Source organism: Streptomyces europaeiscabiei (assembly GCF_036346855.1).
GTDB lineage: Bacteria > Actinomycetota > Actinomycetes > Streptomycetales > Streptomycetaceae > Streptomyces > Streptomyces europaeiscabiei.
The window spans coordinates 3,989,443-4,013,715 of the sequence record NZ_CP107841.1 but is presented as its reverse complement, the minus strand read 5'-3'; the positions used below and the strand labels follow the sequence as shown (position 1 = coordinate 4,013,715).

General features: G+C 69.6%; 27 protein-coding genes, 1 tRNA gene and 1 riboswitch. Of the genes, 20 read left to right on the top strand and 8 right to left on the bottom strand.

Annotation, left to right across the window (positions count from 1 at the left end; all coding sequences use genetic code 11):
* Positions 1-54 precede the first annotated feature (54 nt).
* From clpS to OG858_RS17340, 8 genes are all read left to right on the top strand, one after another.
* Entirely contained in the window at positions 55-372 is a 318-nt protein-coding gene (gene clpS / locus OG858_RS17375) for an ATP-dependent Clp protease adapter ClpS (RefSeq protein ID WP_086748006.1), read from the top strand.
* Between the two features lie 11 nt (positions 373-383).
* Positions 384-986, top strand: a complete 603-nt coding sequence (locus OG858_RS17370) for a DUF2017 domain-containing protein (protein ID WP_086748005.1) — start codon at positions 384-386, stop codon at positions 984-986.
* Positions 987-1,446: 460 nt separating this feature from the next.
* Entirely contained in the window at positions 1,447-2,892 is a 1,446-nt protein-coding gene (locus OG858_RS17365) for an amino acid permease (protein ID WP_086748004.1), read from the top strand.
* A 77-nt stretch (positions 2,893-2,969) separates the two neighbouring features.
* Positions 2,970-3,392, top strand: a complete 423-nt coding sequence (locus OG858_RS17360; protein ID WP_046707838.1) for a Mov34/MPN/PAD-1 family protein — start codon at positions 2,970-2,972, stop codon at positions 3,390-3,392.
* 89 nt (positions 3,393-3,481) lie between these two features.
* Positions 3,482-4,549 (top strand): LacI family DNA-binding transcriptional regulator, encoded by a 1,068-nt coding sequence (locus OG858_RS17355; RefSeq protein WP_086748003.1) that lies wholly within the window; start codon positions 3,482-3,484, stop codon positions 4,547-4,549.
* Between the two features lie 101 nt (positions 4,550-4,650).
* A complete protein-coding gene (locus OG858_RS17350; RefSeq protein WP_319054855.1) occupies positions 4,651-4,746 on the top strand; it encodes a putative leader peptide in 96 nt (31 codons plus the stop codon).
* Positions 4,747-4,860: 114 nt separating this feature from the next.
* Positions 4,861-5,139 carry a MoaD/ThiS family protein gene (locus OG858_RS17345; protein ID WP_037703545.1) on the top strand — a complete coding sequence of 93 codons (279 nt, stop codon included), beginning with the start codon at positions 4,861-4,863 and terminating at the stop codon, positions 5,137-5,139.
* 6 nt (positions 5,140-5,145) lie between these two features.
* Positions 5,146-6,096 carry a PLP-dependent cysteine synthase family protein gene (locus OG858_RS17340; RefSeq protein ID WP_086748002.1) on the top strand — a complete coding sequence of 317 codons (951 nt, stop codon included), beginning with the start codon at positions 5,146-5,148 and terminating at the stop codon, positions 6,094-6,096.
* 265 nt (positions 6,097-6,361) lie between these two features.
* Here OG858_RS17340 and OG858_RS17335 read toward each other — a convergent pair whose 3' ends face one another.
* On the bottom strand, positions 6,362-6,838 hold the full coding sequence (locus OG858_RS17335) for a type II toxin-antitoxin system PemK/MazF family toxin (RefSeq protein ID WP_086749146.1): 477 nt from the start codon (positions 6,836-6,838) through the stop codon (positions 6,362-6,364).
* Between the two features lie 346 nt (positions 6,839-7,184).
* On the opposite strand from OG858_RS17335, the gene OG858_RS17330 reads away from it, so the two are divergent.
* Entirely contained in the window at positions 7,185-7,937 is a 753-nt protein-coding gene (locus OG858_RS17330) for an MBL fold metallo-hydrolase (protein ID WP_086749147.1), read from the top strand.
* Between the two features lie 101 nt (positions 7,938-8,038).
* On the opposite strand, the gene OG858_RS17325 is transcribed toward OG858_RS17330, so the two are convergent.
* Positions 8,039-9,316, bottom strand: coding sequence for a PTS transporter subunit EIIC (locus OG858_RS17325; protein ID WP_086749148.1), 1,278 nt, complete (start codon positions 9,314-9,316; stop codon positions 8,039-8,041).
* Between the two features lie 270 nt (positions 9,317-9,586).
* Between OG858_RS17325 and OG858_RS17320 the strand changes: the two genes are divergently transcribed.
* The 4 genes from OG858_RS17320 (at position 9,587) to rdgB (ending at position 11,852) form a co-directional block, all read left to right on the top strand.
* Positions 9,587-9,820, top strand: a complete 234-nt coding sequence (locus OG858_RS17320; RefSeq protein ID WP_086749149.1) for a glucose PTS transporter subunit EIIB — start codon at positions 9,587-9,589, stop codon at positions 9,818-9,820.
* A gap of 83 nt (positions 9,821-9,903) precedes the next feature.
* Positions 9,904-10,641, top strand: coding sequence for a ribonuclease PH (rph, locus tag OG858_RS17315; RefSeq protein ID WP_046705738.1), 738 nt, complete (start codon positions 9,904-9,906; stop codon positions 10,639-10,641).
* A gap of 168 nt (positions 10,642-10,809) precedes the next feature.
* The gene (locus OG858_RS17310; RefSeq protein ID WP_086749150.1) at positions 10,810-11,208 is read left to right on the top strand and encodes a hypothetical protein; all 399 of its coding nucleotides are present in this window, start codon (positions 10,810-10,812) and stop codon (positions 11,206-11,208) included.
* 41 nt (positions 11,209-11,249) lie between these two features.
* Positions 11,250-11,852: an RdgB/HAM1 family non-canonical purine NTP pyrophosphatase gene (rdgB, locus tag OG858_RS17305; RefSeq protein WP_319263669.1), complete on the top strand. Its 603-nt coding sequence runs from the start codon at positions 11,250-11,252 to the stop codon at positions 11,850-11,852.
* 54 nt (positions 11,853-11,906) lie between these two features.
* Here rdgB and OG858_RS17300 read toward each other — a convergent pair.
* The 4 genes from OG858_RS17300 to bcp all read right to left on the bottom strand — a co-directional run bounded on the left by OG858_RS17300 (position 11,907) and on the right by bcp (position 13,924).
* Positions 11,907-11,990: transfer RNA gene (locus OG858_RS17300), tRNA-Leu, on the bottom strand.
* Positions 11,990-12,667: an HNH endonuclease gene (locus OG858_RS17295; protein ID WP_086749152.1), complete on the bottom strand. Its 678-nt coding sequence runs from the start codon at positions 12,665-12,667 to the stop codon at positions 11,990-11,992. Before OG858_RS17295 ends, OG858_RS17300 begins: the two co-directional genes overlap by 1 nt.
* Positions 12,664-13,317, bottom strand: a complete 654-nt coding sequence (locus OG858_RS17290) for an HNH endonuclease signature motif containing protein (RefSeq protein WP_319263667.1) — start codon at positions 13,315-13,317, stop codon at positions 12,664-12,666. The genes OG858_RS17295 and OG858_RS17290 overlap by 4 nt, the downstream gene beginning before the upstream one ends.
* Positions 13,318-13,456: 139 nt before the next feature.
* The gene (gene bcp / locus OG858_RS17285; protein ID WP_086749154.1) at positions 13,457-13,924 is read right to left on the bottom strand and encodes a thioredoxin-dependent thiol peroxidase; all 468 of its coding nucleotides are present in this window, start codon (positions 13,922-13,924) and stop codon (positions 13,457-13,459) included.
* 105 nt (positions 13,925-14,029) lie between these two features.
* Here bcp and OG858_RS17280 point away from each other — a divergent pair, with 105 nt between their 5' ends.
* From OG858_RS17280 to OG858_RS17270, 3 genes are all read left to right on the top strand, one after another.
* The gene (locus OG858_RS17280; protein WP_086749155.1) at positions 14,030-14,359 is read left to right on the top strand and encodes a DUF3618 domain-containing protein; all 330 of its coding nucleotides are present in this window, start codon (positions 14,030-14,032) and stop codon (positions 14,357-14,359) included.
* Between the two features lie 34 nt (positions 14,360-14,393).
* Positions 14,394-14,735 carry a GroES family chaperonin gene (locus OG858_RS17275; protein WP_033525031.1) on the top strand — a complete coding sequence of 114 codons (342 nt, stop codon included), beginning with the start codon at positions 14,394-14,396 and terminating at the stop codon, positions 14,733-14,735.
* 57 nt (positions 14,736-14,792) lie between these two features.
* Positions 14,793-14,862: riboswitch (guanidine-III (ykkC-III) riboswitch) on the top strand.
* Positions 14,863-14,890: 28 nt separating this feature from the next.
* Positions 14,891-15,211, top strand: a complete 321-nt coding sequence (locus tag OG858_RS17270) for a DMT family transporter (protein WP_060891468.1) — start codon at positions 14,891-14,893, stop codon at positions 15,209-15,211.
* 10 nt (positions 15,212-15,221) lie between these two features.
* Here OG858_RS17270 and OG858_RS17265 read toward each other — a convergent pair whose 3' ends face one another.
* Positions 15,222-17,627, bottom strand: coding sequence for a transglycosylase domain-containing protein (locus OG858_RS17265; protein ID WP_406201711.1), 2,406 nt, complete (start codon positions 17,625-17,627; stop codon positions 15,222-15,224).
* 1,283 nt (positions 17,628-18,910) lie between these two features.
* On the opposite strand from OG858_RS17265, the gene OG858_RS17260 reads away from it, so the two are divergent.
* The 4 genes from OG858_RS17260 to OG858_RS17245 are packed head-to-tail and all read left to right on the top strand — an operon-like array spanning position 18,911 to position 22,549.
* Entirely contained in the window at positions 18,911-19,711 is an 801-nt protein-coding gene (locus OG858_RS17260) for an ABC transporter permease (protein WP_319316178.1), read from the top strand.
* On the top strand, positions 19,704-20,630 hold the full coding sequence (locus OG858_RS17255) for an ABC transporter permease (RefSeq protein ID WP_328544734.1): 927 nt from the start codon (positions 19,704-19,706) through the stop codon (positions 20,628-20,630). Before OG858_RS17260 ends, OG858_RS17255 begins: the two co-directional genes overlap by 8 nt.
* 34 nt (positions 20,631-20,664) lie before the next feature.
* A complete protein-coding gene (locus OG858_RS17250; RefSeq protein ID WP_086749157.1) occupies positions 20,665-21,672 on the top strand; it encodes an ABC transporter ATP-binding protein in 1,008 nt (335 codons plus the stop codon).
* 34 nt (positions 21,673-21,706) lie between these two features.
* Positions 21,707-22,549: a DUF1707 SHOCT-like domain-containing protein gene (locus OG858_RS17245; protein WP_319316186.1), complete on the top strand. Its 843-nt coding sequence runs from the start codon at positions 21,707-21,709 to the stop codon at positions 22,547-22,549.
* 346 nt (positions 22,550-22,895) lie between these two features.
* Here the strand turns inward: OG858_RS17245 and OG858_RS17240 are convergent, their stop codons facing one another.
* The gene (locus OG858_RS17240) at positions 22,896-24,221 is read right to left on the bottom strand and encodes an SGNH/GDSL hydrolase family protein (RefSeq protein WP_319316189.1); all 1,326 of its coding nucleotides are present in this window, start codon (positions 24,219-24,221) and stop codon (positions 22,896-22,898) included.
* Positions 24,222-24,273 lie beyond the last annotated feature (52 nt).

The window sequence follows — 24,273 nt, the reverse complement described above, 5'->3', positions numbered from 1 at the left end:
ATGTGCCCTGGTCGGAGGCCTGCATTTGTGCGGGCACCCCCCTGTGGTGGCAGCATGGGCGATGTGACGGCAGCCGTACCCCTGGAGATCGAGAAGACCGAGTCGGCGGAGGAGGTCTTCGCCGTACCCGAACCCGACGTTCCGTGGGTCACGATCGTCCACAACGATCCGGTGAATCTCATGAGCTATGTGACGTATGTCTTCCAGGCGTACTTCGGGTACTCGAAGGACAAGGCCACCAAACTCATGCTCGACGTCCACCACAAGGGCCGCGCGGTCGTCTCCAGCGGATCACGCGAGGAGATGGAACGCGACGTACAGGCCATGCACGGCTACGGTCTGTGGGCCACCCTCCAGCAGGACCGGAAGTAGCGACGCACCTGATGCCAGGACAATTCGAATCGCTCCCCGGCGGCGGCGCGGCCGTCGCGCTCGACGAGGTCGAGATCTCCATCATCCGCTCGCTGGCGGTGCAGCTCCTGGAGCTGATCGGCCCGGGTCCGGCCGAGGAGGCCGGTGACGACCCGCTCGCCGAACTCTTCGCCGAGGGCCCGAGCGAGCCGCCCAAGGATCCCGTCCTGCTGCGGCTGTTCCCGGACGCCTACAGCGACCCCGAGGGCACCCCGGGCGCCCGGGAGGCGGAGGAGCAGCGGGCGTACTCCTCGGAGTTCCGCCGCTTCACAGAGAACGACCTGCGGGCCGGCAAGCGCGAGAAGGCCCTCGCGGTGATCCACTCCCTGGACGCGCTGGCCGCGACCGGTGAGGGCGGGGCCGTGCTGAAGCTGTCGGCGGACGACTCCCGGCACTGGCTCGGCTGCCTCAACGACCTGCGTCTGGCCATCGGCTCCCGGCTCGACGTCGTCGACGAGGAGGACACCGACCTCCTCTACCGCCTCCCGGACGAGGACCCGCGCAAGCCGATGGTGATGGCGTATCTGTGGCTGGGCGGCCTCCAGGACTCGCTCGTCACCACGCTGATGCCCTGATGCCCTGATGCCCTGATGCCGGAATCCGGCGCCAGTTTTCCGCCCCCCTCACGTCCCCTGCACGTCGGTCGCACGTCGGTCGCACGTGAGCCGCACGTTCGCTCCATGGTCCTTCCACGTACGCTCCACGTTCGCTCAGAGGACACTCAGATCCGGATAACGATCGTGTCACCAGGGCGGTGAGGGATGCCCTTGTGGGTGTTCTTTGTCTGCTTCTCCCTGTGTTGTGCGCCACAAAACGACCAGTGGATCACTATTGCGGCCGTGATAAATCTTCACGACCGCCCGAGGGACGCCACCCATGTCCCGCCGGGTGCGCCACCGAGCCGGCCATCGCCGGCCAGGCGACGAGCGGGCTGGCGAAGCCCGCTCAGCTCCATCACATCCGGGGGGATCGGAACCCGATCCGGGGTCGACGAACGGCCCGGATCGGCCCAGCGTGGAGAAAGGCGCCCAACACATGACCTCCGCTCAGGTCAACAAGAACGGCGACGATGCCGTGCGCGGCGACGCACCCGAAGAGGGGTACGAGCGCGGGCTCGGCAGCCGGCAGGTCCAGATGATCGCGATCGGCGGCGCCATCGGCGTCGGCCTCTTCCTCAACGCCGGGGCGAACATCGCCAAGGCGGGACCGAGCCTCATCCTGATGTACGCCCTCGCCGGCGTCATCATCTTCTTCATCATGCGGGCACTCGGCGAGCTGCTGCTCTACCGCCCCGTCTCGGGCTCCTTCGCGGAGTACTCCCGTGAGTTCCTCGGCCCGTTCTTCGGCTATTTCACCGGCTGGACGTACTGGCTGCTGTGGGTCGTCACCGGCATGGCGGAGCTGACCGCCGCCGCGATCTACATCAACTACTGGTTCCCGGACGTCCCGCAGTGGGTCTCGGCCCTGGTCTTCCTGGTCATCCTCTTCGTGGCGAACCTGATCTCGGTGAAGCTGTTCGGCGAGATCGAGTTCTGGTTCTCGATGATCAAGGTCACCGCGATCATCGGCATGATCGTGATCGGCCTCGGCGTCCTCACCTTCGGCTTCAGCGCGGCGGGCGACACCGCCGCCGTCTCCAACCTCTGGGCCTACGACGGCTTCTTCCCCAAGGGCATCGGCTCCTCCCTGATGACCCTGCAGGGCGTGATGTTCGCCTACCTCGCCGTCGAGCTGGTCGGTGTCACGGCCGGTGAGTCCGAGAACCCGGAGAAGACCCTCCCCAAGGCGATCAACACCCTGCCCTGGCGCATCGCCCTCTTCTACGTCGGTGCCCTCACCGTCATCCTGTGCGTGGTGAAGTGGACCGAGTTCGCACCCGGTGTGAGCCCCTTCGTCGCGGCCTTCGCGAAGATCGGCATCCCGGCGGGCGCCGCGATCGTCAACTTCGTGGTCCTGACCGCGGCCCTGTCCTCCTGCAACTCCGGCATGTACTCCACGGGCCGCATGCTGCGCACCCTGGCCGACAGCGGTGAGGCCCCCAAGGCCTTCAACAAGCTGTCCGTCACCAAGACACCGGCGTTCGCCATCGGCGTCTCCGTGCTCTTCATGGGCATCGGCGTCGTCCTGAACTACATCGTCCCGGACAAGGCCTTCGAGTACGTCGTCTCCGTCGCCACCGGCGCCGGTATCTGGACCTGGCTGATGATCCTGTTCAGCCACGTCCGCTACCGCCGCGCGGTCGACGCCGGCCGACTGCCCGCCTCCTCCTTCCCGGCACCGGGCGGCGCGGTGGGCAGCTGGATCGCCATCGTCTTCCTGCTCTTCGTCACCTGCCTCATCGCCTACGACCACGAGGCCCGCGTCAGCCTCTACGTCATGGCCGGCTGGGCGGCGGCCCTCGGCATCGGCTGGGCCGTGCTGAAGTCCCGCAGCCCGGAGGTCACGGACCGCCGCGAGACGGACTTCGAGAAGGTCGGCTGAGGCTCCTTCGCCCAGCATGTGGGCCGCTCCGTACCACCCCCCGGTACGGAGCGGCCCCGTTGCTTATCCTGGCGACCATGCTGACCATCACCCAGACTCTCGTCGACCAGATCGTCGCCCACGCGCGCAAGGACCACCCCGACGAGGCGTGCGGCGTCATCGCGGGACCGGAGGGTTCGGGCCGGCCCGAACGCTTCATCCCGATGCTGAACGCGGCCATGTCGCCCACGTTCTACGAGTTCGACTCGGGCGACCTGCTCAAGCTCTACCGCGAGATGGACGACCGCGACGAGGAGCCGGTGGTCATCTACCACTCCCACACCGCCACCGAGGCCCACCCCTCCCGCACGGACATCTCCTACGCCAACGAGCCCGGCGCCCACTACGTCCTCGTCTCGACCGCCGACACCGACGGCCTCGGCGAGTTCCAGTTCCGCTCCTTCAAGATCGTCGAGGGTGAGGTGACCGAGGAGGAGGTGCGGATCGTGGAGGCGTACTGAACCGACGGTGGGGCGGAATTCACGGCTACGGTGTACGCACGCACGCGTACGCACGCGCACGCACACAACGGCCCTCGACGGAGACGGTGTTGACTCGACAGACGCGACGACTGCCCGGTCGGCGCCCCACGCTCGACGACGTGGCACGCGGCTCGGGAGTGTCCAAGTCCACCGTGTCGCGGGTGATCAACGGCGAGGACAGGGTGCGCGCGGTGGTCGTCGAACGGGTCAGGGAGGTCATCGCCGAACTGGGCTACGTGCCGAACTCCGCTGCCCGCCAGCTGGTCACCCGCCGCAACAACGCCATCGCCGTCGTCGCGAGCCAGCCGCAGAACCGGCTCTTCATCGATCCCTTCTTCGACCTCCACCTCCGTGGCATCCGCAAGGAACTGGTCGCCCACGGGGCCCAGCCCGTCCTCCTCTTCCTGGAGGAGCCCGAGGAGTACCCGCGCGTCGGTGACTTCCTGGGCGGCGGCCATGTCGACGGCGCCCTGCTCTTCTCCCTGCGCGCCGACGACCCGCTGCCCGGCATGATCGACAAGCTCGGCCTGCCCGCAGTCTTCGGCGGCCGGCCGCTGGTCCGCGAGGGCGAACCCGTGCACGACCGCGTGTACGTCGACGCCGACAACCGGGGCGGGGCCCGCGAGGCCGTCCGCCATCTGGTCTCGCTGGGCCGGGAACGCGTCGCGACGATCACCGGCCCGGTCGACCGGGAGGCCTCCGCCTTCGACCGCCTGGAGGGCTACCGGGACGTCCTGCCGGACGCCCCGCCCCTCCTGGTCGAACAGTCCGACTACACCCGGCAGGGCGGCGTCGACGCCATGGCCGTGCTCCTCGACCGCCGCCCCGACCTGGACGCCGTCTTCGTCGCCTCCGACCTCATGGCCTCCGGCGCGCTCCAGGTGCTGCGCGAGCGCGGACGCCGGGTGCCGGACGACGTGGCCGTCGTCGGCTTCGACGACCTCGCGCCCATCGCCGAGCACACCGACCCGCCGCTCACCACCGTCCACCAGGACATCGAGGGCATGGGCCGGCTGATGGCCCGGCTGCTGTTCAGCCGCACGGAGGAGCAGGCGGACGCAGAGGCTCCGGCGGCCGGGCACTCCCTGTCCTCCGTGGTCACACCGACGCGGCTGGTCGTACGGCGGTCGGCCTGATGCTCGTCGCCGAAGTGCGCGGTCTCATTCCCCGGCCCGGATCAGTCCGGCATGTGGGATCACATTCCGGGACCCGGACCGGGAATCGATACGATGTGCGCATGGTTTGTGACGACGTGAGCGAGAAGACGCCGGGCGTACTGCTCGTGGCGCGGCTGCACGTCGACCTGTGCAGGCTTGCCAGCGCCATCTGTTGACGCCTACCCCTGCCGCCGTACGGCCGTGAGCCGCGGCGCCGACACCCGTGTGACCACGCACTTCGCGCTGCCGCGCGCAACCGACCCGACCACTTTCGACAGGAGCCGCACCCCATGGCCATCGAGGTCCGCATCCCCACCATCCTCCGCCAGTACACCGACGGTCAGAAGGCGGTGGAGGGTGCCGGTGCCACCCTCGCCGACCTGTTCACCGACCTCGAAACCCGTCACACGGGCATCCACGCCCGCATCGTCGACGGCGGTGAACTGCGCCGCTTCGTCAACGTGTACCTGAACGACGAGGACGTCCGCTTCCTGGAGGGCATCAACACCAAGCTGTCCGACGGCGACAACGTGACCATCCTGCCGGCGGTAGCCGGCGGCATGGCCTGATCACCCATGCGCTACGACTCCCCGCTGGCCGCGGTGGGCAACACCCCTCTGGTGTGCCTGCCGCGGCTGTCGCCGTCCGCCGACGTCCGTATCTGGGCGAAGCTGGAGGACCGCAATCCGACGGGTTCGGTCAAGGACCGTCCCGCCCTGCACATGATCGAACAGGCGGAGAAGGACGGCCGTCTGACGCCCGGCTGCACGATCCTGGAGCCCACCTCGGGCAACACGGGCATCTCCCTCGCCATGGCGGCGAAGCTCAAGGGCTACCGCATGGTCTGCGTCATGCCCGAGAACACCTCGCAGGAGCGGCGTGACCTGCTCAACATGTGGGGCGCCGAGATCATCCCGTCCCCGGCGGCGGGCGGCTCCAACACGGCCGTACGCGTCGCCAAGGAGCTGTCGGCCGAGCACCCCGACTGGGTGATGCTCTACCAGTACGGCAACCCCGACAACGCGGGCGCCCACTACGCGACGACGGGCCCGGAGATCCTCGCGGACCTCCCCTCCATCACCCACTTCGTCGCCGGGCTCGGCACCACCGGCACCCTGATGGGCGTGGGCCGCTTCCTGCGCGAACAGAAGCCGGACGTCAAGATCGTCGCCGCCGAGCCCCGCTACGACGACCTCGTCTACGGCCTCCGCAACCTCGACGAGGGCTTCGTCCCCGAGCTCTACGACGCGTCCGTCCTCACCACCCGCTTCTCCGTGGGCTCCGCCGACGCGGTCACCCGCACCCGGGAGCTGCTCCAGCAGGAGGGCATCTTCGCGGGCGTCTCCACGGGGGCGGCGCTGCACGCCGCGATCGGAGTCGGCAACAAAGCGGTGAAGTCCGGCGAGCCCGCCGACATCGTCTTCGTCGTGGCCGACGGCGGCTGGAAGTACCTCTCGACGGGCGTCTACACGGCGGCGACGACGGAAGAGGCCATCGAGACCCTGCAGGGCCAGCTCTGGGCGTAGGGCCACGCAGACCTTTCCTCGCCCCCGCCGCCCCTACCCGTCCCATCCTCCAGGGGCGCTGCCCCCTCGACCCCGAGGGGTTCGTTGTCGGGTGCGGGTGAATGGGGCTTCTCGCGCAGTTCCCCGCGCCCCTGAAAAGCAGGGGCTGCGCCCCCTGCTTTTCAGGGCGCGACCAGCCCCCACCGGACCCGCGCCGTGGGGGTCGAAGGGGCGCAGCCCCTGGGGATGGGACGGGTAGGGGCGGCGCGGGCGAGAAAAGTCCCCGTCAGTTCGAAAGGTGGCGGACCTGGTCCCACAGGATCGGATCCGCCACGCCGGCCTTCCGCCGGAAGTCCCGGACCGGCACCTCACGCAGCTCGCCCGTCTCCAGAAAGCTGGGCCGCCCCCGGCTGTCGCCCACGGTGCCCGGGGGCAGGGGAATCACCCCGGGGCGCTCGTCACGGTACCGACTGGTGATCTTGGCGACCCGAGCACGGTCCCCGCGCACGGCCAGCACCAGGCAGGGCCGGTCCTTGCCACCGGGCCCGTCCTCGAAGGGCACGCTCGCCCACCAGATCTCGGCGGGCCGGGGCCCCGGCACGGGCCCGCGCACCCGCTCGGAGCGCCCCGGCGGCCGTGTCCGCCCACCCGGCCGCCCCGATCGCCGCGGCGGCCGCCGCGACCGTCCCCACCCGTCGACGACCGAAGCGATCAGCGCCAGCAACACCACCGCCGCGAGCGCCCACCACCATGACGTGTCCATAGCCACGAAGGTACCGGCGCGCACCGCGCCATGCCCGCCCTGTCGCACGCCCCCGCGCCCTTCGGCGCCACCTCACCCCGGCTCGTGCGCGCCTCAACGGCCCTGCCACCAGCCGAACCGGTGACACCACAGGTGAGTTCGCCCACAACGGCCCCTGGCGGAGGAGCGACCCACCCTTTTGCGCCTTACGCTCAACGGACCGCACAACTCTTGCTGCACCCATGCCCGTCCCGCGCAACCCCGCTAACTGCAATCCGTAAACGCACTCTGCAATCCGCAACCCGTCTGCACGTCACGACTGACACGACTGTCACGACTTCACGCCAGCGCGGAGGTTCCAGCTCTCATGAAGCTCACCGTCGTCGGCTGCTCGGGGTCGTTCCCGTCCGCGGAATCGGCCTGTTCGAGCTACCTCGTAGAGGCCGACGGCTTCCGGCTGCTCCTCGACATGGGCAACGGTGCCCTCGGCGAGCTGCAGCGCCACTGCGGTCTCTACGACCTCGACGCGATCTTCCTCAGCCATCTGCACGCCGACCACTGCATCGACATGTGCGCGTACTTCGTCGCACGCTACTACCGCCATGACGGCGGCCGCTGCGACCCCCTGCCCGTCTACGGACCGGAGGGCACCGAGCAGCGCCTGACCACGGCCTACGCGGACACCCCGTCCGCCTCCTCCATGAGCGAGGTCTTCGACTTCCACACGGTCAAACCGAGCACGTTCGAGATCGGCCCCTTCACCGTCCACACGGAACGGGTCGCCCACCCCGTCGAGGCGTACGGCATCCGCATCGAGCACGGCGGCCGGGTCCTGACGTACTCCGGGGACACCGGCGTCACCGACACCCTGGACGAACTGGCCCGCGACGCCGACCTGTTCCTGTGCGAGGCGGCCTTCACGCACGGCAAGGAGAACATCCCGGACCTCCATCTCAACGGCCGCGAGGCCGGTGAGACGGCCGCCCGGGCGGGCGCCCACCGTCTCGTCCTCACCCACATCCCGCCGTGGACCGACCCGCAGGTCAACCTCGTCGACGCCCGTGCGGTGTACGACGGCCCGGTGGAGCTGGCGGTGCCCAGGATGTCGTACGAGATCTAGGGGATCCAGGGGGATCCAGGGGGATCCAGGGTCGTACGTACGAGGAAGGCCCCCGGAGCGGGCTCCGGGGGCCTTCCTCACGCTCGGGGGAGCCTCGGCGGCTACTTGGCCTCCGCCTTCTGCAGCTCGGCCAGCTCCTCGTCCGACTCCCGGCCGGGGGTCGGCAGGTTGAACCGGACGATCGCGAACCGGAAGATCACGTAGTAGAGGACACCGAAGCACAGACCGACCAGGAGCAGTCCCCACGGCTTGGTGGCGATGCCGAGATTGAGGGCGAAGTCGATCGCGCCGGCCGAGAAGCCGAAGCCGTCCTTCATGCCCAGTGCCCAGGTCAGGGCCAGTGAGACACCGGTGAGTACGGCGTGGATGGCGTACAGGATCGGGGCGATGAACATGAAGGTGAACTCGATCGGCTCGGTGACCCCGGTGATGAACGAGGTGAGCGCGAGGGAGAACATCATGCCGCCGACGACCTTGCGGCGCTCGGGGCGGGCCGTGTGGTAGATCGCGAGACAGACGGCCGGCAGACCGAACATCATGATGGGGAAGAAGCCGGTCATGAACTGCCCGGCGGTCGGGTCACCGGCCAGGAAGCGCGCGATGTCACCGTTCTTGCCCTCGAAGGAACCGGCCTGGAGCCACGGGAACGAGTTGAGCAGGTGGTGCATGCCCACCGGGATCAGCGCACGGTTGGCGATACCGAAGATGCCCGCGCCGACCGCGCCCGAACCGACCAGCCACTCACCGAAGTTGTGCAGACCCGTGCCGAGGACCGGCCAGATGTAGCCGAAGACGATGCCGATGAACAGGCCCGCGAAGGCGGCCAGGATGGGCACCAGGCGGCGGCCACCGAAGAAGCCTGCCCAGTCGGGCAGCTTGGTGCGGTAGAAGCGCTGGTACAGCAGGGCGACGACGAGGCCCATCACCACACCGCCGAGGACACCGGCGTTGACCGCCCTGTCCACCATCACGACCTTGCCGTCGACGGCTGTCGCCACCTGGGGCAGGCTGGGGTCGGTGAAGGTGCCGAGGACCTTCTGGAAGACGAGGTAGCCGACGACCGCCGCGAGCGCGGTCGAGCCGTCCGACTTCTTCGCGAAGCCGATCGCGATGCCGACCGCGAACAGCAGCGGCATGTTGTCGAGGATCGCACCCCCACCCGCGGCCATGAACCCCGCGAACTTGGTGATGAACTCGGGGAACGACTCGCGCCCGAGCATGTCCGTGTTGCCGAGTCGGACGAGCAGGGCGGCGGCCGGCAGGACGGCGACCGGCAGCATGAGGCTGCGGCCGATACGCTGCAGGACAGCCATGGTGCGGGAGCCCCGGCCGGGGCCCTTGTTGTCTGCGGCCGCGGGAGCGGCGCTGGCCGTGGTCACAACTTCCTCCAGTAGGCAGGGCGCCGCCCAGGGACGGGAGTGTGGGGGAGGGCAGCACGGAGAGGTCTACACCATTCATTGGTGTAGACCTGTTGTAGCACGCCGAGGGTCGCCCAAGGAACCCGCGATTCCCGTTTTATGCCTTCGTGATGCCGCCCGGCCGTCACCTGCCGTTTCTGCTTGGCGGGCACCAGCCTGGTGGTGTAGACCAGTCGCAGACGGTTCCGTAGGGCACAGCGGCCCGGATCACGTAGAACAAGGAGAATCGCCATGGCCACCAAGGCTGAGAAGATCGTCGCGGGGCTCGGCGGCCTCGACAACATCGACGAGATCGAGGGCTGCATCACGCGCCTGCGCACCGAGGTCCATGACGCCTCCCTCGTGGACGACGTCGCCCTCAAGGCCGCCGGCGCCCACGGCGTCGTCAAGATGGGCACCGCGATCCAGGTCGTCATCGGCACGGACGCCGACCCCATCGCCGCGGAGATCGAGGACATGATGTAGCCGCGCCCGCGCCCGCTCCCGGACAGGGGCTCCTTCCCGGCGCGGGAGGGGCCCCCTCCGCATGTGCCGCTAGGCTCAGCGCCATGTCTCGAATCGACGGCCGCACGCCCGAACAGCTCCGCCCGGTCACCATCGAACGCGGGTGGAGCAAGCACGCCGAGGGCTCCGTCCTCGTCTCCTTCGGCGACACGAAGGTCTTCTGCACCGCCTCCGTCACCGAAGGCGTCCCCCGCTGGCGCAAGGGCAGCGGCGAGGGCTGGGTCACCGCCGAGTACTCCATGCTCCCCCGCGCCACCAACACCCGCGGCGACCGCGAGTCCGTGCGCGGCAGGATCGGCGGCCGCACCCACGAGATCTCCCGCCTCATCGGCCGCTCCCTGCGCGCCGTCATCGACTACAAGGCGCTCGGCGAGAACACGATCGTCCTGGACTGCGACGTCCTCCAGGCCGACGGCGGCACGCGTACGGCGGCCATCACCGGCGCGTACGTCGCGCTGGCCGACGCCGTGTCCTGGGCCCAGGGCAGGAAGCTCATCAAGGCCGGCCGCCAGCCCCTCACCGGCACGGTCGGCGCGGTGTCGGTGGGCATCGTCGGCGGCGTCCCCCTCCTCGACCTCTGCTACGAGGAGGACGTGAAGGCCGACACCGACATGAACGTCGTCTGCACCGGCGACGGCCGCTTCGTCGAGGTCCAGGGCACCGCCGAGGCCGAGCCGTTCGCCCGCGAGGAACTCGACTCGCTGCTGGACCTAGCCGTTTCCGGCTGCACGGAGCTGGCGCTACTGCAGCGCAAGGCACTTGATACGGTCCTCGAAAGGTAAAGGGGACCCCAAGAGTGAGGGCCATCGGCAGCAACCACGGCGGCCCCGCCCGCGTCCTTGCACATACGGGCGCACGGCACACCACCGTGCGCCCGGCCACACCGCAGTAGCCGTCCATGCACCATCACAGGGGGCCGTCAGGCCTGCATCCACCAGGAGGACCGTTCCATGGCCGCGAGCCGCCGACGTCGTACGACCACCATCGCCGGAGCCCTGGCTGCCGTCGCCCTCACGGCCGGGCTCACGACCGGCTGCGACGCCGTGAACAAGGCCCTGGACTGCGTCCAGACCGCCGACGCCATCGCCCAGAGCGTGAACGACCTCCAGCAGGCCGTGCAGAACGCTTCGGACGACCCCACGCAGCTGGAGGAGTCCCTCACCTCCATCGACAAGAACCTCGACGAGATCGGTGACAAGACCGACAACACCGACGTCAACAAGGCCGTCGACTCCCTCCAGAAGGCCGTCACCGACACTCGCACCGCCGTGGAGAACGGCGACGCGACCCCCGACATCAGCGGCATCACCGACGCGGCGGGCGAACTGACGAAGGTCTGCACCTCGTAACCCATGCGAACCGGGCGGCGGGGATCGCGATACTGGGGGGCATGACCCGCCTGATCCTCGCCACCCGCAACGCCGGAAAGCTCACCGAGCTGAAGGCCATCCTCGCCGACGCAGGCCTCGCCCACGAGCTCGTCGGCGCGGACGCCTACCCCGACGTCCCCGACGTCAAGGAAACCGGCGTCACCTTCGCCGAGAACGCCCTGCTGAAGGCCCACGCCCTCGCACAGGCCACCGGCTTCCCCGCCATCGCCGACGACTCCGGCCTCTGCGTCGACGTCCTGAACGGCGCCCCCGGCATCTTCTCCGCCCGCTGGGCCGGCACCCACGGCGACGACAGGGCCAACCTGGAGCTGCTGCTGGCCCAGCTCGGCGACATCGCCGACGAACACCGGGGCGCCCACTTCAACTGCGCCGCCGCCCTCGCCCTCCCGGACGGCACGGAGCGGGTCGTCGAGGGCCGACTGCGGGGCGTCCTGCGCCACACCCCCACCGGCACGAACGGCTTCGGCTACGACCCCATCCTCCAGCCGGACGGCGACACCCGAACCTGCGCCGAACTGACGGCCGAGGAGAAGAACGCGATCAGCCACCGGGGGAAGGCGTTCGGGGGGCTGGTGCCGGTGCTGCGGGAGCTGTTGGTGTGAGGTCCGCGCAACAACGGCCTGCGAATCAATCCTTTGATTCGCAGGCCGCTTGTGTGCGGCGGAAGGGATTCGAACCCTCAAGCCCTATCACGGGCCACAGATCCTAAGTCTGCTGCGTCGCCGTTGCGCCACCGCCGCTAGCCGCCTGCCATCGTACCGGGAGTTGTGTGCTGCCTACGGCCTCCCCTGCACCAGGTGTCGGTGACCGCGTGGCAGTTGGGGCACAGGAGCCGCAGATTCTCGCGCCGGTCGTCGCTCCAGTCTCCGTTGATGTGATCGACCTCCAACGTCATGGGCTTGCCGAGCCATTCGGGGCCGATTCCGCACTCTGCACACTCTTCGGATACGCCGATTTCGCGGAGCGCGCGCCGCAGGAGGTGAGTCCTTGTCCGGTGCTTGTCGTTGTGCTGGACCAGAATGTCCTGAGGGCGCTTGACGGGAGTCGTGCCCGGCTTCCCCTGTTGATGCGCCTGCCCCAGGAAGTGCGTGGTCGTAAGGCGCTCTTCGGCGACCCACTGACGCAACATCGCGCGCTGGCCGCCGTTGTCCGGGCGATGCAGTCGGCGAAGTGCCTCTGCGATGGATATCGACGCGGAGACTGCTGCACGCAACTCGTCACGCGTCGGCCGGGCCCGCCTGCCGGAGGTGCTGAAATGTGAGATGTCGATGCCGAAGCGGGTGAATCTCTCCGTGAGGTAGCGGCAGAGCGTGCCGTATGGCTGCGTGCCGAAATAGGCAACAACTTCTTCGAGGCTGGAGCATTGCTCGGCGGCCTGCGCCAACCGCTCGCGGGTGTACTGCACGCCACTACTCATGCAGCGCCATCCCTGCCACGCCCCTTGCCGCGCCCTCGGTAACTGTCCGTCGTCGAGTGGCAGTTGGGGCAGAGGAACCGGAGATTCTCGATGCGGTTGTCGCGCCAGCTGCCGTTGATATGGTCAACCTCAAGGGGGAGTGGATGACCTCGCCAGACCGCTTCCGTACCGCAATGGGCGCACCGCTCTGGGACCCCTGAGGCGGTCATCGCCCACCTAAGGCGATCACTCTGGACGCGTCGGGCGTGAGTAGCAGTCTGCTCGATGAGCAGTCCCTCCGGTGTCCGTGGGTGTCGGGTCTTCCCGCGCTGGGTCGGTACCTGGAAGTGCGAGATGTCGATGCCGTACGCCTTGATTCGGCGGCTGATGTGTGTGTGATGCCCACCGACGGTTTCGAGCCCGAGGTGCCGCAGCACCTCGTACATGTTTGTCGAGGCCAAGACGGCTGTTTGGAGCACTTCTCTGGTCCATCGCGGTGCCTCACGCTCGAAGTGGGATGTAGCCACCCCCAGCCGCTTCATCCGCCCGAGAACGTACCGTCGCGTTGAACTCTTCGGATCCACCCCCAATTTCTCCATGGCCTCCGAAAGTGTCCGGGATGCCCCGGCCGCCTCCGCCAGCCGCTCCTTCGTGTAGGGGCTGATTCTCATCGCTTCATCTCCGTTTCCGGCCAACCGTTCGTGGCCCGTACGGAGTAACGAACCGCTGATCGGACAGTCACGCCCAAGATGTGGAACGGCCCGCACCGGATCGTTCCGGTGCGGGCCGTGGGGGCTGCTGTTGCGGGTCTCAGATGCCCAGGTCCTTGATGATCTTGGCCACGTGGCCCGTCGCGCGGACGTTGTACAGGGCGTGGGCGACCTTGCCCTCCTCGTCGACGACGATCGTGGAGCGGATGACGCCCATGTAGGTCTTGCCGTAGTTCTTCTTCTCGCCGAAGGCGGCGTAGGCGTCGAGGGCCGTTCTGTCGGGGTCGCCGAGAAGGGTGACCTTCAGGGACTCCTTCTCGCGGAACTTGGCGAGCTTCTCGGGCTTGTCGGGGGAGATGCCGATGACGTCGTACCCGGCGTCCGCGAGGAGCTCCAGGTTGTCGGTGAAGTCGCAGGCCTGCTTGGTGCAGCCGGGGGTCAGGGCGGCCGGGTAGAAGTAGACGATGACCTTGCGGCCCTTGTGGTCGGACAGGGACACCTCGTTGCCGTCGGCGTCCGGGAGGGTGAAGGCGGGGGCCACGTCACCGGGCTGGAGTCGCTCGCTCATCGGTCCAGCGTAATGGCGGGCCCTGGCGGTGCGGCGCCGGGTCGAGCTGACAGACTGTCCGCACCCAAGAGATTTCAGGGACAACCGACAACGGGAGGCCGCGCGGTGGCGGAGACCTCGGACATCAGAACCCCGGCCGAGATCGAGGCGGACATCAAGCGCCGCCGCGACAACCTCGCCGAGACGCTCGACGAGATCGGCGTCCGTGTGCATCCCAAGACGATCATGGGCGACGCCAAGGCCAAGGTCGTCTCGAACATCGACCACACCCTCGGCAGGGCCTACGTCTCGGTCAACCGTGTGGTCGGCGACGTCAGGGGCCAGTTCGTCGACGAGGACGGGGCGCCCAGGGTCGAGCGCATCGTGCCCGTCGCCCTGGTGGTCGTCGGTGTCGTCGGGCTGCTCGCCCTCGGCGCGCGGCGCCGCAGGGCCTGACGCGGACCGGGATCGAGACAGGTAGGTTCGGGGCGTGAGCGAGAAGACCCAGCACGACAAGTTGCCCATCCGCATGCTGCACGACCGTGTGCTCGTGCGGCAGGACACCGCCGAGGGCGAGCGGCGTTCCGGCGGCGGCATCCTGATCCCCGCGACGGCGGCCGTCGGCCGGCGCCTCGCCTGGGCCGAGGTCGTCGCGGTCGGCCAGAACGTCCGGACCGTCGAGCCCGGCGACCGTGTCCTGTACGACCCCGAGGACCGCGCCGAGGTCGAGGTCCGGGGCGTCGCGTACGTCCTGATGCGCGAGCGCGATCTGCACGCCGTGGCCGCGGACCGGTTCGAGGGGTCGGAGGACTCCACGGGTCTGTATCTCTGATTCGAAGGCGGCAAAACGCGGTGGGGGCTGGTGACCATGGTCACCAGCCCCCACCACCTTTTGCTTGCTACCTTTGAGTGAACCCGACGAGACGCGCCGTACCGGGCCAAGGCAAAGACGACGCACCCGTTGATCCCCTCACGGAGGTGCTCGTCATGGCCTGGGTTCTGCTCGTCGTCGCCGGACTGCTCGAAGTCGGCTGGGCGGTCGGGATGAAGTACACCGACGGATTCACTCGGCCGCTGCCCAGCGTGCTCACCGGCGCGGGCATCGTCGCCAGCATGGTCCTGCTCTCCTATGCCGCCAGGACGCTGCCCATCGGTACCGCGTACGGCGTGTGGGTGGGGATCGGGGCGGCCGGGGCGGCGGTGTTCGGCATGGTGGTGCTGGGGGAGCCGACCACCGCCGCCCGGATCTTCTTCGTGTGTCTGCTGCTCGTGGCCGTGGTGGGGTTGAAGGCCACCTCCGGCCACTGAGCAGCCGTAGCTACCCGAACGGTCCCACCGATGTCTCGCCCCCTGTGGTGGCTCCGCCGTCCGTAGTGCCCCCGTCGGTCGTGGCGCCGCCGCTGGAGGTCGTGCCTCCGTCGGTCGTGGCGCCGCCGGTGGACGTCGTGCCGCCGTCCGTCGCCGTGCCGCCGGTGGACGTGGTACCTCCGTCCGTCGCCGTGCCGCCGGTGGACGTCGTCCCGCCGTCGGTCGTGGGCGTGCCGCCGGTGGTGGTGCCGTCGCCGGTGTCCTCGTCCGTCGGGCCGCCGGTCTCCTCGTCGCCCGTGGCGCCGGCGGTCTCCTCGTCGCCGGTGGCGCCCGGCTCGTCGGCGGGGGTGCTGGGCGGGGTGTAGACGACGTCGGCGCCGACCTGGAGGTCGAGGTCGAAGTCCTTCACCTTCTTGCCCTTGAGGGCGGTCTTGGTGAACTGCGCCCAGATCTCCGTGGGCGCCCCGCCACCGTTGATGCGGGGCAGGCCCATCGCGCCGTACAGCGGCTTGTGGGCGCCGGTCTTGGGGTCCTGGCCCATGACGGAGACGACGGTGGCGAGGTCGGGGGTGTAGCCGGCGAACCAGGCCGCCTTGTCCTCCTCGGCGGTGCCGGTCTTGCCGGCGACCGGGTGGCCGGAGGACTGGGCGGCGGTGGCGGTGCCGCTCTGGACCACGCTCTGCAGGACGGAGGTGGTGGTGTCGGCGGCCTTGCGGCTGACGGCCTGCGTGGACTCGGTGGAGGGGACGTCGACCACCTCGCCGTCCTTGCTGATCTTCTCGATCATCGTGTACGTGCCGTGCCTGCCGTGGTTGGCGAGCGTGGCGTACGCCTCCGTCATGTCGAGGACGCTCGCGGTGGCGGTGCCCAGGGCGATGGACGGGTACGGGTTCATGTCCGGGGTGTTCTTGGGCACGCCGAGGTCGATCGCGGTCTTCTCGACCTTCTCGGGGCCGATGTCCACGGCCATCTGCGCGTACACCGAGTTCACGGAGCTCTGGGTGGCCTGGCGGACGGTGATGTCGCCGTAGTTGACGTAGTCCTCGTTCTCGGGGGCGTACGTCCCGCCGCTCCAGCCCGTCACGGGGCGCCTGTTGGTGCCGTCGTAGACCGTGTTCGGGGTGATCGCCTGGCCGCTCTGGTTGTTGGAGGCGTTCTCCACGGCGGAGGTGAACACGATGGGCTTGAAGATGGAGCCGACCTGGAAGTCGCGGCGGGTCGCGTTGTTCACGTACTGCTTGGTGTAGTCGATGCCGCCGTACATCGCGATGACCTTGCCGGTCTTCGGGTCGATGGAGACACCGCCGGCGCGGACGTAGTTGTCGACCTTGCGGTTCTTCTTGTCGAGCTTGTCCATCAGCTGGTCGTCGACGGCCTTGATGAAGGCGTCCTGCATCTTGGGCTGGATGGTGGTGGTGATGCGGTAGCCACCGCCGTTCTCCAGCGCCTTCTCGTCGATGATCTTGTGCTCGATGAGGTACGACTTGATGGCTTCGACGAGGTAGCCGCGCTGGCCGGAGAAGGCGGTGGAGGTGGTGGCCTGCTTCGGCATCGGGAACTTCGCGCCGGTCCGCTCGGACTGCTCGAGCCAGCCCTCCTTGACCATGCCGTCGAGGACGTAGTTCCAGCGGGCGACGGCCGCTTTCTTGTTCTCGGGGTGGGCGACGACGTCGTACATGCTGGGCGCGTTGACCAGGGCGGCGAGGTAGGCGCCCTGCTCGGCGGTGAGTTCGTCGGCGTCGATGCCGTAGTAGGCCTGGGCGGCGGCCTGGATGCCGTAGGCGTTGCGGCCGAAGAAGCTGGTGTTGAGGTAGCCCTCCAGGATCTCGTCCTTGGTCACCTCGCGGTCCAGCTTGATCGAGATGAAGAACTCCTTGGCCTTGCGGGTGACGGTCTGGTCCTGGGCCAGGTAGTAGTTCTTCACGTACTGCTGGGTGATCGTCGAACCGGACTGCTTGCCCTTGCCGGTCGCGGTGTTCCAGGCCGCGCGGGCCATCGCCTTGAGGTCGATGGCCGGCTCGGAGTAGAAGTCGCGGTCCTCGGCGGCCAGTACGGCTTGCTGCGCGGCCTTGGAGACCTTCGACAGCGGGACGTTCTCGCGGTTGACCTCGCCGTCGCGGGCGATCTGGCTTCCGTCCGCGTACAGGTAGACGTTGCTCTGCTTGGTCGCGAACGCGTTCGCCTTGGGGATGTGGACCATGTTGTAGCCCAGCACGAAGGCGCCGACGATCAGCATGAGCCCGATGACGAAGGCGCCGAGCACCATGCGCCAGGTGGGGAACAGCCGTCTCCACCCCTTGCGCTTGGGCCGCTTGCCCTTCTCCGCCTTGCCGCCCCCGGCCGCCGGGCTGGGCGTGGTGTCGGGCGCGGCGGCGGGTGCCGGGGCGGCGGTGGCGGTGGCCTTTCCTGCGGAGATGACGCCCAGGGCCTGGGTCGGCGTGTCGCCCACGGGCCGCGTGGCCGCCGCGGCGGACTTCCGGCCCGGCGTGATGCCCAGGGTGGTGGTGGGGGTGTCGTCAGCGGCGGCGCCGGATGCCGTGCCGGATGCCGCGGCGGGCGTCCGGGGGGCGGCGGTGCCGCCTTGTGCGCCGGCGGCCCTGGCAGCTCTGGCGGCCCTGGCCGCCCTGGCGTCCGGGACTCCGGCGGGGGTGCCGTCGCGTCCGGCGACGGGTCTGGCGTCCGGGGACCGGGATCCGGCGGGGCCACTGTCACGCGCACCGACGGGCTTGGCGTCGCGGGTCCCGGCCGGCCGACCGTCACGAGGCCCGGCGGGCTTGCCGTCACGGGCCCCGACAGGCTTGCCGTCAGAGGTCGGCGTCGGCTTGGCCTGAGGCGTCCGGGCGGATCCCGTGCCGGGCTTCCCGCCGGGAGCCGAGCCGAGGGGTGTCGAGCCGGAGGGAGCCGAGCCGGAGGGAGCCGAGCCGGGCTTTGCTCCGGGCGCCGCACCGGACTGCCTGCCGGGCACGGCACCGGACTGTCCAGCGGGTGCCGCACCGGACCGCGCGCCGGGTGCCGCACCGGACCGCGCGCCGGGTGCCGCACCGGACCGCGCGCCGGGTGCCGCACCGGACGGTGCGCCGGGCGCTGCACCGGACTGCCCGCCAGGCTTTCCGCCGGGCGGCGTGCCGGGCTTTCCGTCCGGCCTCCCGCCGGGCGTCGTGCCGGGCTTCCCGGCGGATGGCGCGTCGGGCTTCCCGCCGGACGCCGCGTCAGGCCTCCGGAGGGAGGCCGCGTCAGGCGCCCCGCTGGGCGCCGTGTCCGCGCTCCCGCCCGGCGTCGTGCCGGGCTTCGGGTCGGTGTTCCCCTTGGCGGCGCTGTCGCCGGACCCCGGAGTCGTGCCCGGAGTGCGTCGCTCCGGGTCTCTCGGTGCCCAGCCCGGGCCGTTCCGCTTCGGCTGCGGCTCGTCGCTCATCGTGCTGCCGTGCTCCTGTTTTCGCGTCGTACGTTCATTTCCGTACGGACTCGTACGCTTTGCGCCCGCTCCGGGCCGGTTCTGTGCCCTTGAGTAAAGACTCTCGTACCGCTCGATCCGTTCCCGGATCCCGACACGTGCCCCGCACACCACACGAGCACCACCGTCCGCCCCCGAAAACGCCTGGCAGGCCCCACCGGCCGCGGACTAGGCTTCTTCGCTTCGGCCCGAATCGGTCCAGGCCTCGGCCTTTCGCCTAACTCTTCGCAGCGGATGGGGGTTTCCTCGTGGGCACAGGGCGGTTGTACGCCGCCGTCGCCGCCGGTGGTTTCAGGCGGTACGCGACATATCGGGTGGCCACCGCCGCGGGGGTGTTCACCAACACCGTCTTCGGCTTCATCCTCGCATACACCTACCTGGCCCTCTGGCACGAGAAGCCCCACCTGGGCGGCTACGACCAGGCGCAGGCCCTCACCTATGTATGGGTCGGCCAGGCCATGTTCGCGGTGATGGTGCTGGGCAGCGTGGGGTTCGAGGAGGAGCTGATCGAGCGGATCCGGACCGGGGACATCGCGGTCGACCTGTACCGGCCGGTCGACCTCCAGATGTGGTGGCTCGCCGCGGACATGGGCCGGGCCCTGTTCCAGCTGCTCGGACGCGGTGTCGTCCCCATGGTGTGCGGCGCGCTCTTCTTCGACCTGGCGCTGCCCCCGGGACCGCTGCCCTGGCTCGCCTGTCTCGTCGCGGTCGCCCTGGGGGCCCTCGTCAGCTTCGCGATCCGGTACATCGTGGCCCTGTGGGCGTTCTGGCTCCTCGACGGCGCCGGAGCGATGCAGATCACCTGGCTCACCGGAGTCTTCTTCTCCGGGATGCTCCTGCCGCTGAACGTCTTCCCGGGCGCGCTCGGCGACCTCGCCCGCCTCCTGCCCTGGTCCGCGCTGCTCCAGGCCCCGGCGGACGTCCTGCTGGGCGAGGCCGACCCGTGGGGGACGTACGCCTTCCAGCTCGCCTGGGCGGCGGTGCTGCTGGTGGTCGGGCGGCTGATCCAGTCGGCGGCGACGCGGAAGGTGGTGGTCCAGGGTGGCTGACCTCGACGAACGCGCGGACGATCGGCCAAGTGAGCGTGCGGGCGGACGCGCGGGCGCGCGGGCAGAGGAGTCGGCCGCGGAGAACCCGTTCGGCGAGTACGGCACGTACCGCCGTGTCCGTGACGGGCTGCGCGCCTACCGCATGATCGCCGCCATGTGGATCCGCTCCACGATGGCCTACCGCGCCTCCTTCGCCATGACGACCTTCGGGAACTTCGCGGCGACCTCCTTCGACTTCGTCGCGATCCTGCTGATGTTCTCCCAGGTCGACGAGTTGGGCGGCTTCACCCTGCCCGAGATCGCCCTGCTGTACGGCACCTCCGCCGTCGCCTTCGGGCTCGCGGATCTGATGATCGGCTCCATGGACCGGCTCGGCCGCCGGGTCCGCGACGGCACGCTGGACACCCTCCTCGTCCGCCCGGTCCCGGTGCTCGCCCAGGTCGCCGCCGACAAGTTCGCGCTGCGCCGCCTCGGCCGGGTCAGCCAGGGCCTGTTCGTCCTCGGGTACGCCCTGACCACGCTCGACATCGCCTGGACACCGGTCAAGGTGCTGATGATCCCGCTGATGGTGTGCAGCGGCGGACTGATCTTCGCGGCGGTGTTCATCGGGGGCGCGGCCTTCCAGTTCGTCGCGCAGGACGCCTCCGAGGTGCAGAACGCCTTCACGTACGGCGGCGCGACCCTGCTGCAGTACCCGCCGGCCCTCTTCGCCAAGGACCTGCTGCGCGGTGTGACCTTCGTCCTGCCGCTCGCCTTCGTCAACTGGGTGCCCGGGCTGTACATCCTGGGCCGCCCCTACCCCCTCGACCTGCCGGCCTGGCTGGCCTTCGCACCCCCGCTGGTCGGCGTGGCCTGCTGTGCGCTGGCGGGGGTCGCGTGGCGGGCGGGGCTGCGTTCGTATCGGAGTACGGGGAGTTAGGGAGCCAACCGTGAAGCCAACCGTGAGGCCAAGCGTGGCAGACAGCGCGTTCATCGAACTCGACCAGTTGGAGAAGGTCTTCGACGTCCGCAAGAAGACCGGGTTCATGCGCCGGGAGCGGCACGAGGTGCGGGCGGTCGACTCGATCTCCTTCACGGTGGCGAGAGGGGAGATGGTCGGTTACATCGGGCCGAACGGCGCCGGGAAGTCGACCACCATCAAGATGCTGACGGGCATCCTGACCCCGAGCGGGGGTCGGCTGCGGGTCGCCGGCATCGACCCGTCCCGCGAGCGGACGCGGCTCGCCCGGCGTATCGGGGTGGTGTTCGGGCAGCGTACGACCCTGTGGTGGGACCTCCCCCTCATCGACTCCTACCGGCTGATGCACCGCATGTACCGCATCCCCGACGCCCGTTACCGCGAGAACCTCGACCGCTGCGTCGAACTCCTCGAACTGGGCGCCCTGCTGGACGTGCCCGTACGGCAGCTCTCGCTCGGCCAGCGCATGCGCGGGGACATCGCGGCGGCCCTGCTGCACGATCCCGAGGTGCTGTACCTGGACGAGCCGACGATCGGGCTCGACGTCATCAGCAAGGCCAAGGTCCGGGAGTTCCTCAAGGAACTCAACACCGAGCAGGGCACGACCGTGCTGCTCACCACGCACGACCTCCAGGACATCGAGCAGTTGTGCCGCCGGGTGATGGTCATCGACCACGGGCGTCTGATGTACGACGGGCCGCTGACCGGGCTGCACGAGGTGGGCGAGAGTGAGCGGACCCTCGTCGTCGACCTGGAGCGCGAGCTGCCGCCGATCGAGGCCGCGCCCGCCCGGGTCGTACGGGTGGAGGGGCCCCGGCAGTGGCTGGCCTTCCCGGCGTCGGAGTCGGCGGCCCCGCTGGTGGCGCGGATCGCCTCGGAGTATCCGCTGGTCGACCTGTCGGTACGGGAGCCGGACATCGAGGCCGTCATCGCCCAGATGTACGCGCAGCAGGCGGAGCGAGTGGCGGAGCGGGCGGGGGAGACGGGGCAGGCCGTGTCGTAGCACGGTGCGGGGGGTTCCTCGTAGGCTGATTCGTATGACGGACGACCTGCCGGATGTTCCGGCCGCCGCGGACCTTCGTGCCTCCGACGCCGATCGTGAACGAGTCTCCGAGCAGCTGCGGGACGCCCTCGCGGAGGGGCGGCTCGACATGGAGGAGTTCGAGGAGCGGCTGGACGCGACGTACAAGGCGCGGACGTACGGCGAGTTGGCCCCGATCACCCGTGATCTGCCAGGCGCGGGGGCCGTGGCACCGCCGACGGTCGTGCCGCCGCCGTCCGTCTCGCTGGTCAAGGGGCCTGCGGCGGACGTGGGTTGGCCGGAGCGGGTCGTCGGCGGTGACGGTACGTCCACCTGGGGCGTCGCGGTCATGTCCGGGTTCGAGCGCAAGGGGCGCTGGACCGTGCCCGAGCGGTTCGACTGCTTCGCGTTCTGGGGCGGCGGTGAACTGGACCTGCGGGACGCGTACTTCGCGAACCGTGAGGTCACGATCAACTGCGTGGCGATCATGGGCGGGGTCAATGTGATCGTGCCGCCCGGCGTCGAGGTCGTCGTCCGGGGCTTCGGGATCATGGGCGGCTTCGACCACAGCGAGGAGGGCGTACCCGGGGAGCCGGGCGCTCCGCGCGTGATCATCACCGGGTTCGCGTTCTGGGGCGGGGTCGGGGTCGAGCGCAAGGTCCCGAAGGCCGAGCGGCAGCGGTTGAAGGAGGCGCGGCGCCAGGAGCGGCTGGAGCGCCGGGCGGCACGGCGGGAGCTGCAGGCGTCCCATCGTGACCATGCGCACGAGATGCACGAGGCGCATCGTGAGGCCAAGGACCAGGTCCGAGAGGCGGTGCGCTCACGACGCGAGAAGGAACGGGAGCGGCGGCGGGAATAGTAGGCAGACTGGGCCGACCGGGCCGACCGGGCCCGCTCTCGGCTGCGCGTGCGGGTGCGTCGTGGTCGCTCGCGCAGTCCCTGTGCGCTTGAAGGATGCGCAGTGTGCGCTTGAGAAGGGTGCGCAGTCGCGGGCGCCCTTGATGGATGCGCGCAGTCCCTGTGCGCTTGAAGGATGCGCAGTGTGCGCTTGAGAAGGATGCGCAGTCGCGGGCGCCCTTGATGGATGCGCGCAGTCCCCGTGTTTTGAAGGATGCGCGCCGTCCCCGTGCCTTGAAGGATGGGCAGTTCTCCGCGCCCCTGGAAGATGCGCAGTTCCCCGCGCCCCTGGAAGACGGCGGCGCTGCCTATAGCTCTGCCGGTGCCGAACCCTTCAGCTTCGCCAGGTCGAAGACCTCCGCCATCTGTTCGTAGCCCTTGTCGCTCGGGTGGAGGTGGTCGCCCGAGTCGTAGTCGGGGCGGAGGCGGCGGGGGGCGTAGGGGTCGCGCAGAGCCTTGTCGAAGTCGACGTAGGTGTCGAAGACGTCGCCGGAGCGGATCGTGGCGTTGATGGCCTGGCGGACGGATTCGCGCTGGTCGGAGTAGCCGCGGTGGCCGTGGAAGGGCATCAGGGTGGTGCCCACGACGCGCAGGCCGCGGGCGTGGGCCTGCTTCACGAGCCTGCGGAGGCCGGCGGTGATGGCGGCGGGGTCGGCCTGGCCGGGGTTCTTGAGGATGTCGTTGACGCCGAGGTCGATGACGACGGCCTTGACGCCCGTTCGGCCGAGGACGTCCCGCTGGAAACGGGAGAGGCCGCTGGGGTTCTCGGCGGGGCGCCCGTTGCCGTCGGTCAGGACGCGGTTGCCGCTGATGCCCTCGTTGACGACGCTGTAGCGGGGTGTGCCGGAGGAGCCGGACGCGGCGCGGAGACGGCCGGAGAGGACGTCCGTCCAGCGCCGGTTCTCGCCGACCGTGGAGGTGACGCCGTCGGTGAGCGAGTCGCCGAGGACCACGACCGTGCCGTCGGACTCGTTGCTCAGCACGTCCAGGGCGGTGACATAACGCCAGTGCAGGGACTGTGTGGTGTACGGCTCCCCGGTGACGTCCTCGGCCCGGTCGCCCTCGGCGGTGTAGGAGATCTGCCGGGCGTGCGCGTGGTAGGTCGCCGGGCCGGAGGGGGTGGGGGAGTAGGTGGTGATCAGTACGTCGCTGTCGTGCGGGATCGCCACCCGTACGGCGTCACTCACCACCTGCTGCCCCGGCGCGATGACGACCTTCGGGTTGCCGCCGAAGGTGAGGCGGCGCATGGTGTCGGCCGCCGCGGCCGGGGTGTCCGTCGAGGCGGCCACGGCGAGCGAGGCGTGAGTGATGGTCAGCGGCTGCTGGCCGTAGAGGTTGGACAGCGTGACCCGGGCACTCGTACCGGCGGCGGTCGTGTGCACCACGTTGCGCACGGACTGGCCGGCGAGGCCGTCCGACTCGGTGCCCGGCTCCGACCCGCTCGGCGAGGCGGCCCAGGCGCCGACCCAGACGCCGGTGGAGGCGGGGGCGGCGCTGCTGCGGGGCGCGCGGGCGAACGTCTCCTGGCGGGGGGTGCCGTCGTCGATGCCGACGCCGGTGTAGATCGCGGCCGAGATCGCCACGACCAGGGCGGCGATGGCCGCCAGAAGTGCATAACCGTGCTGCCTGGTCATGCGGTGTGTGACTCCTCGGGCTGTGGAGCCCCGAGGCTCCGATGTGATCACC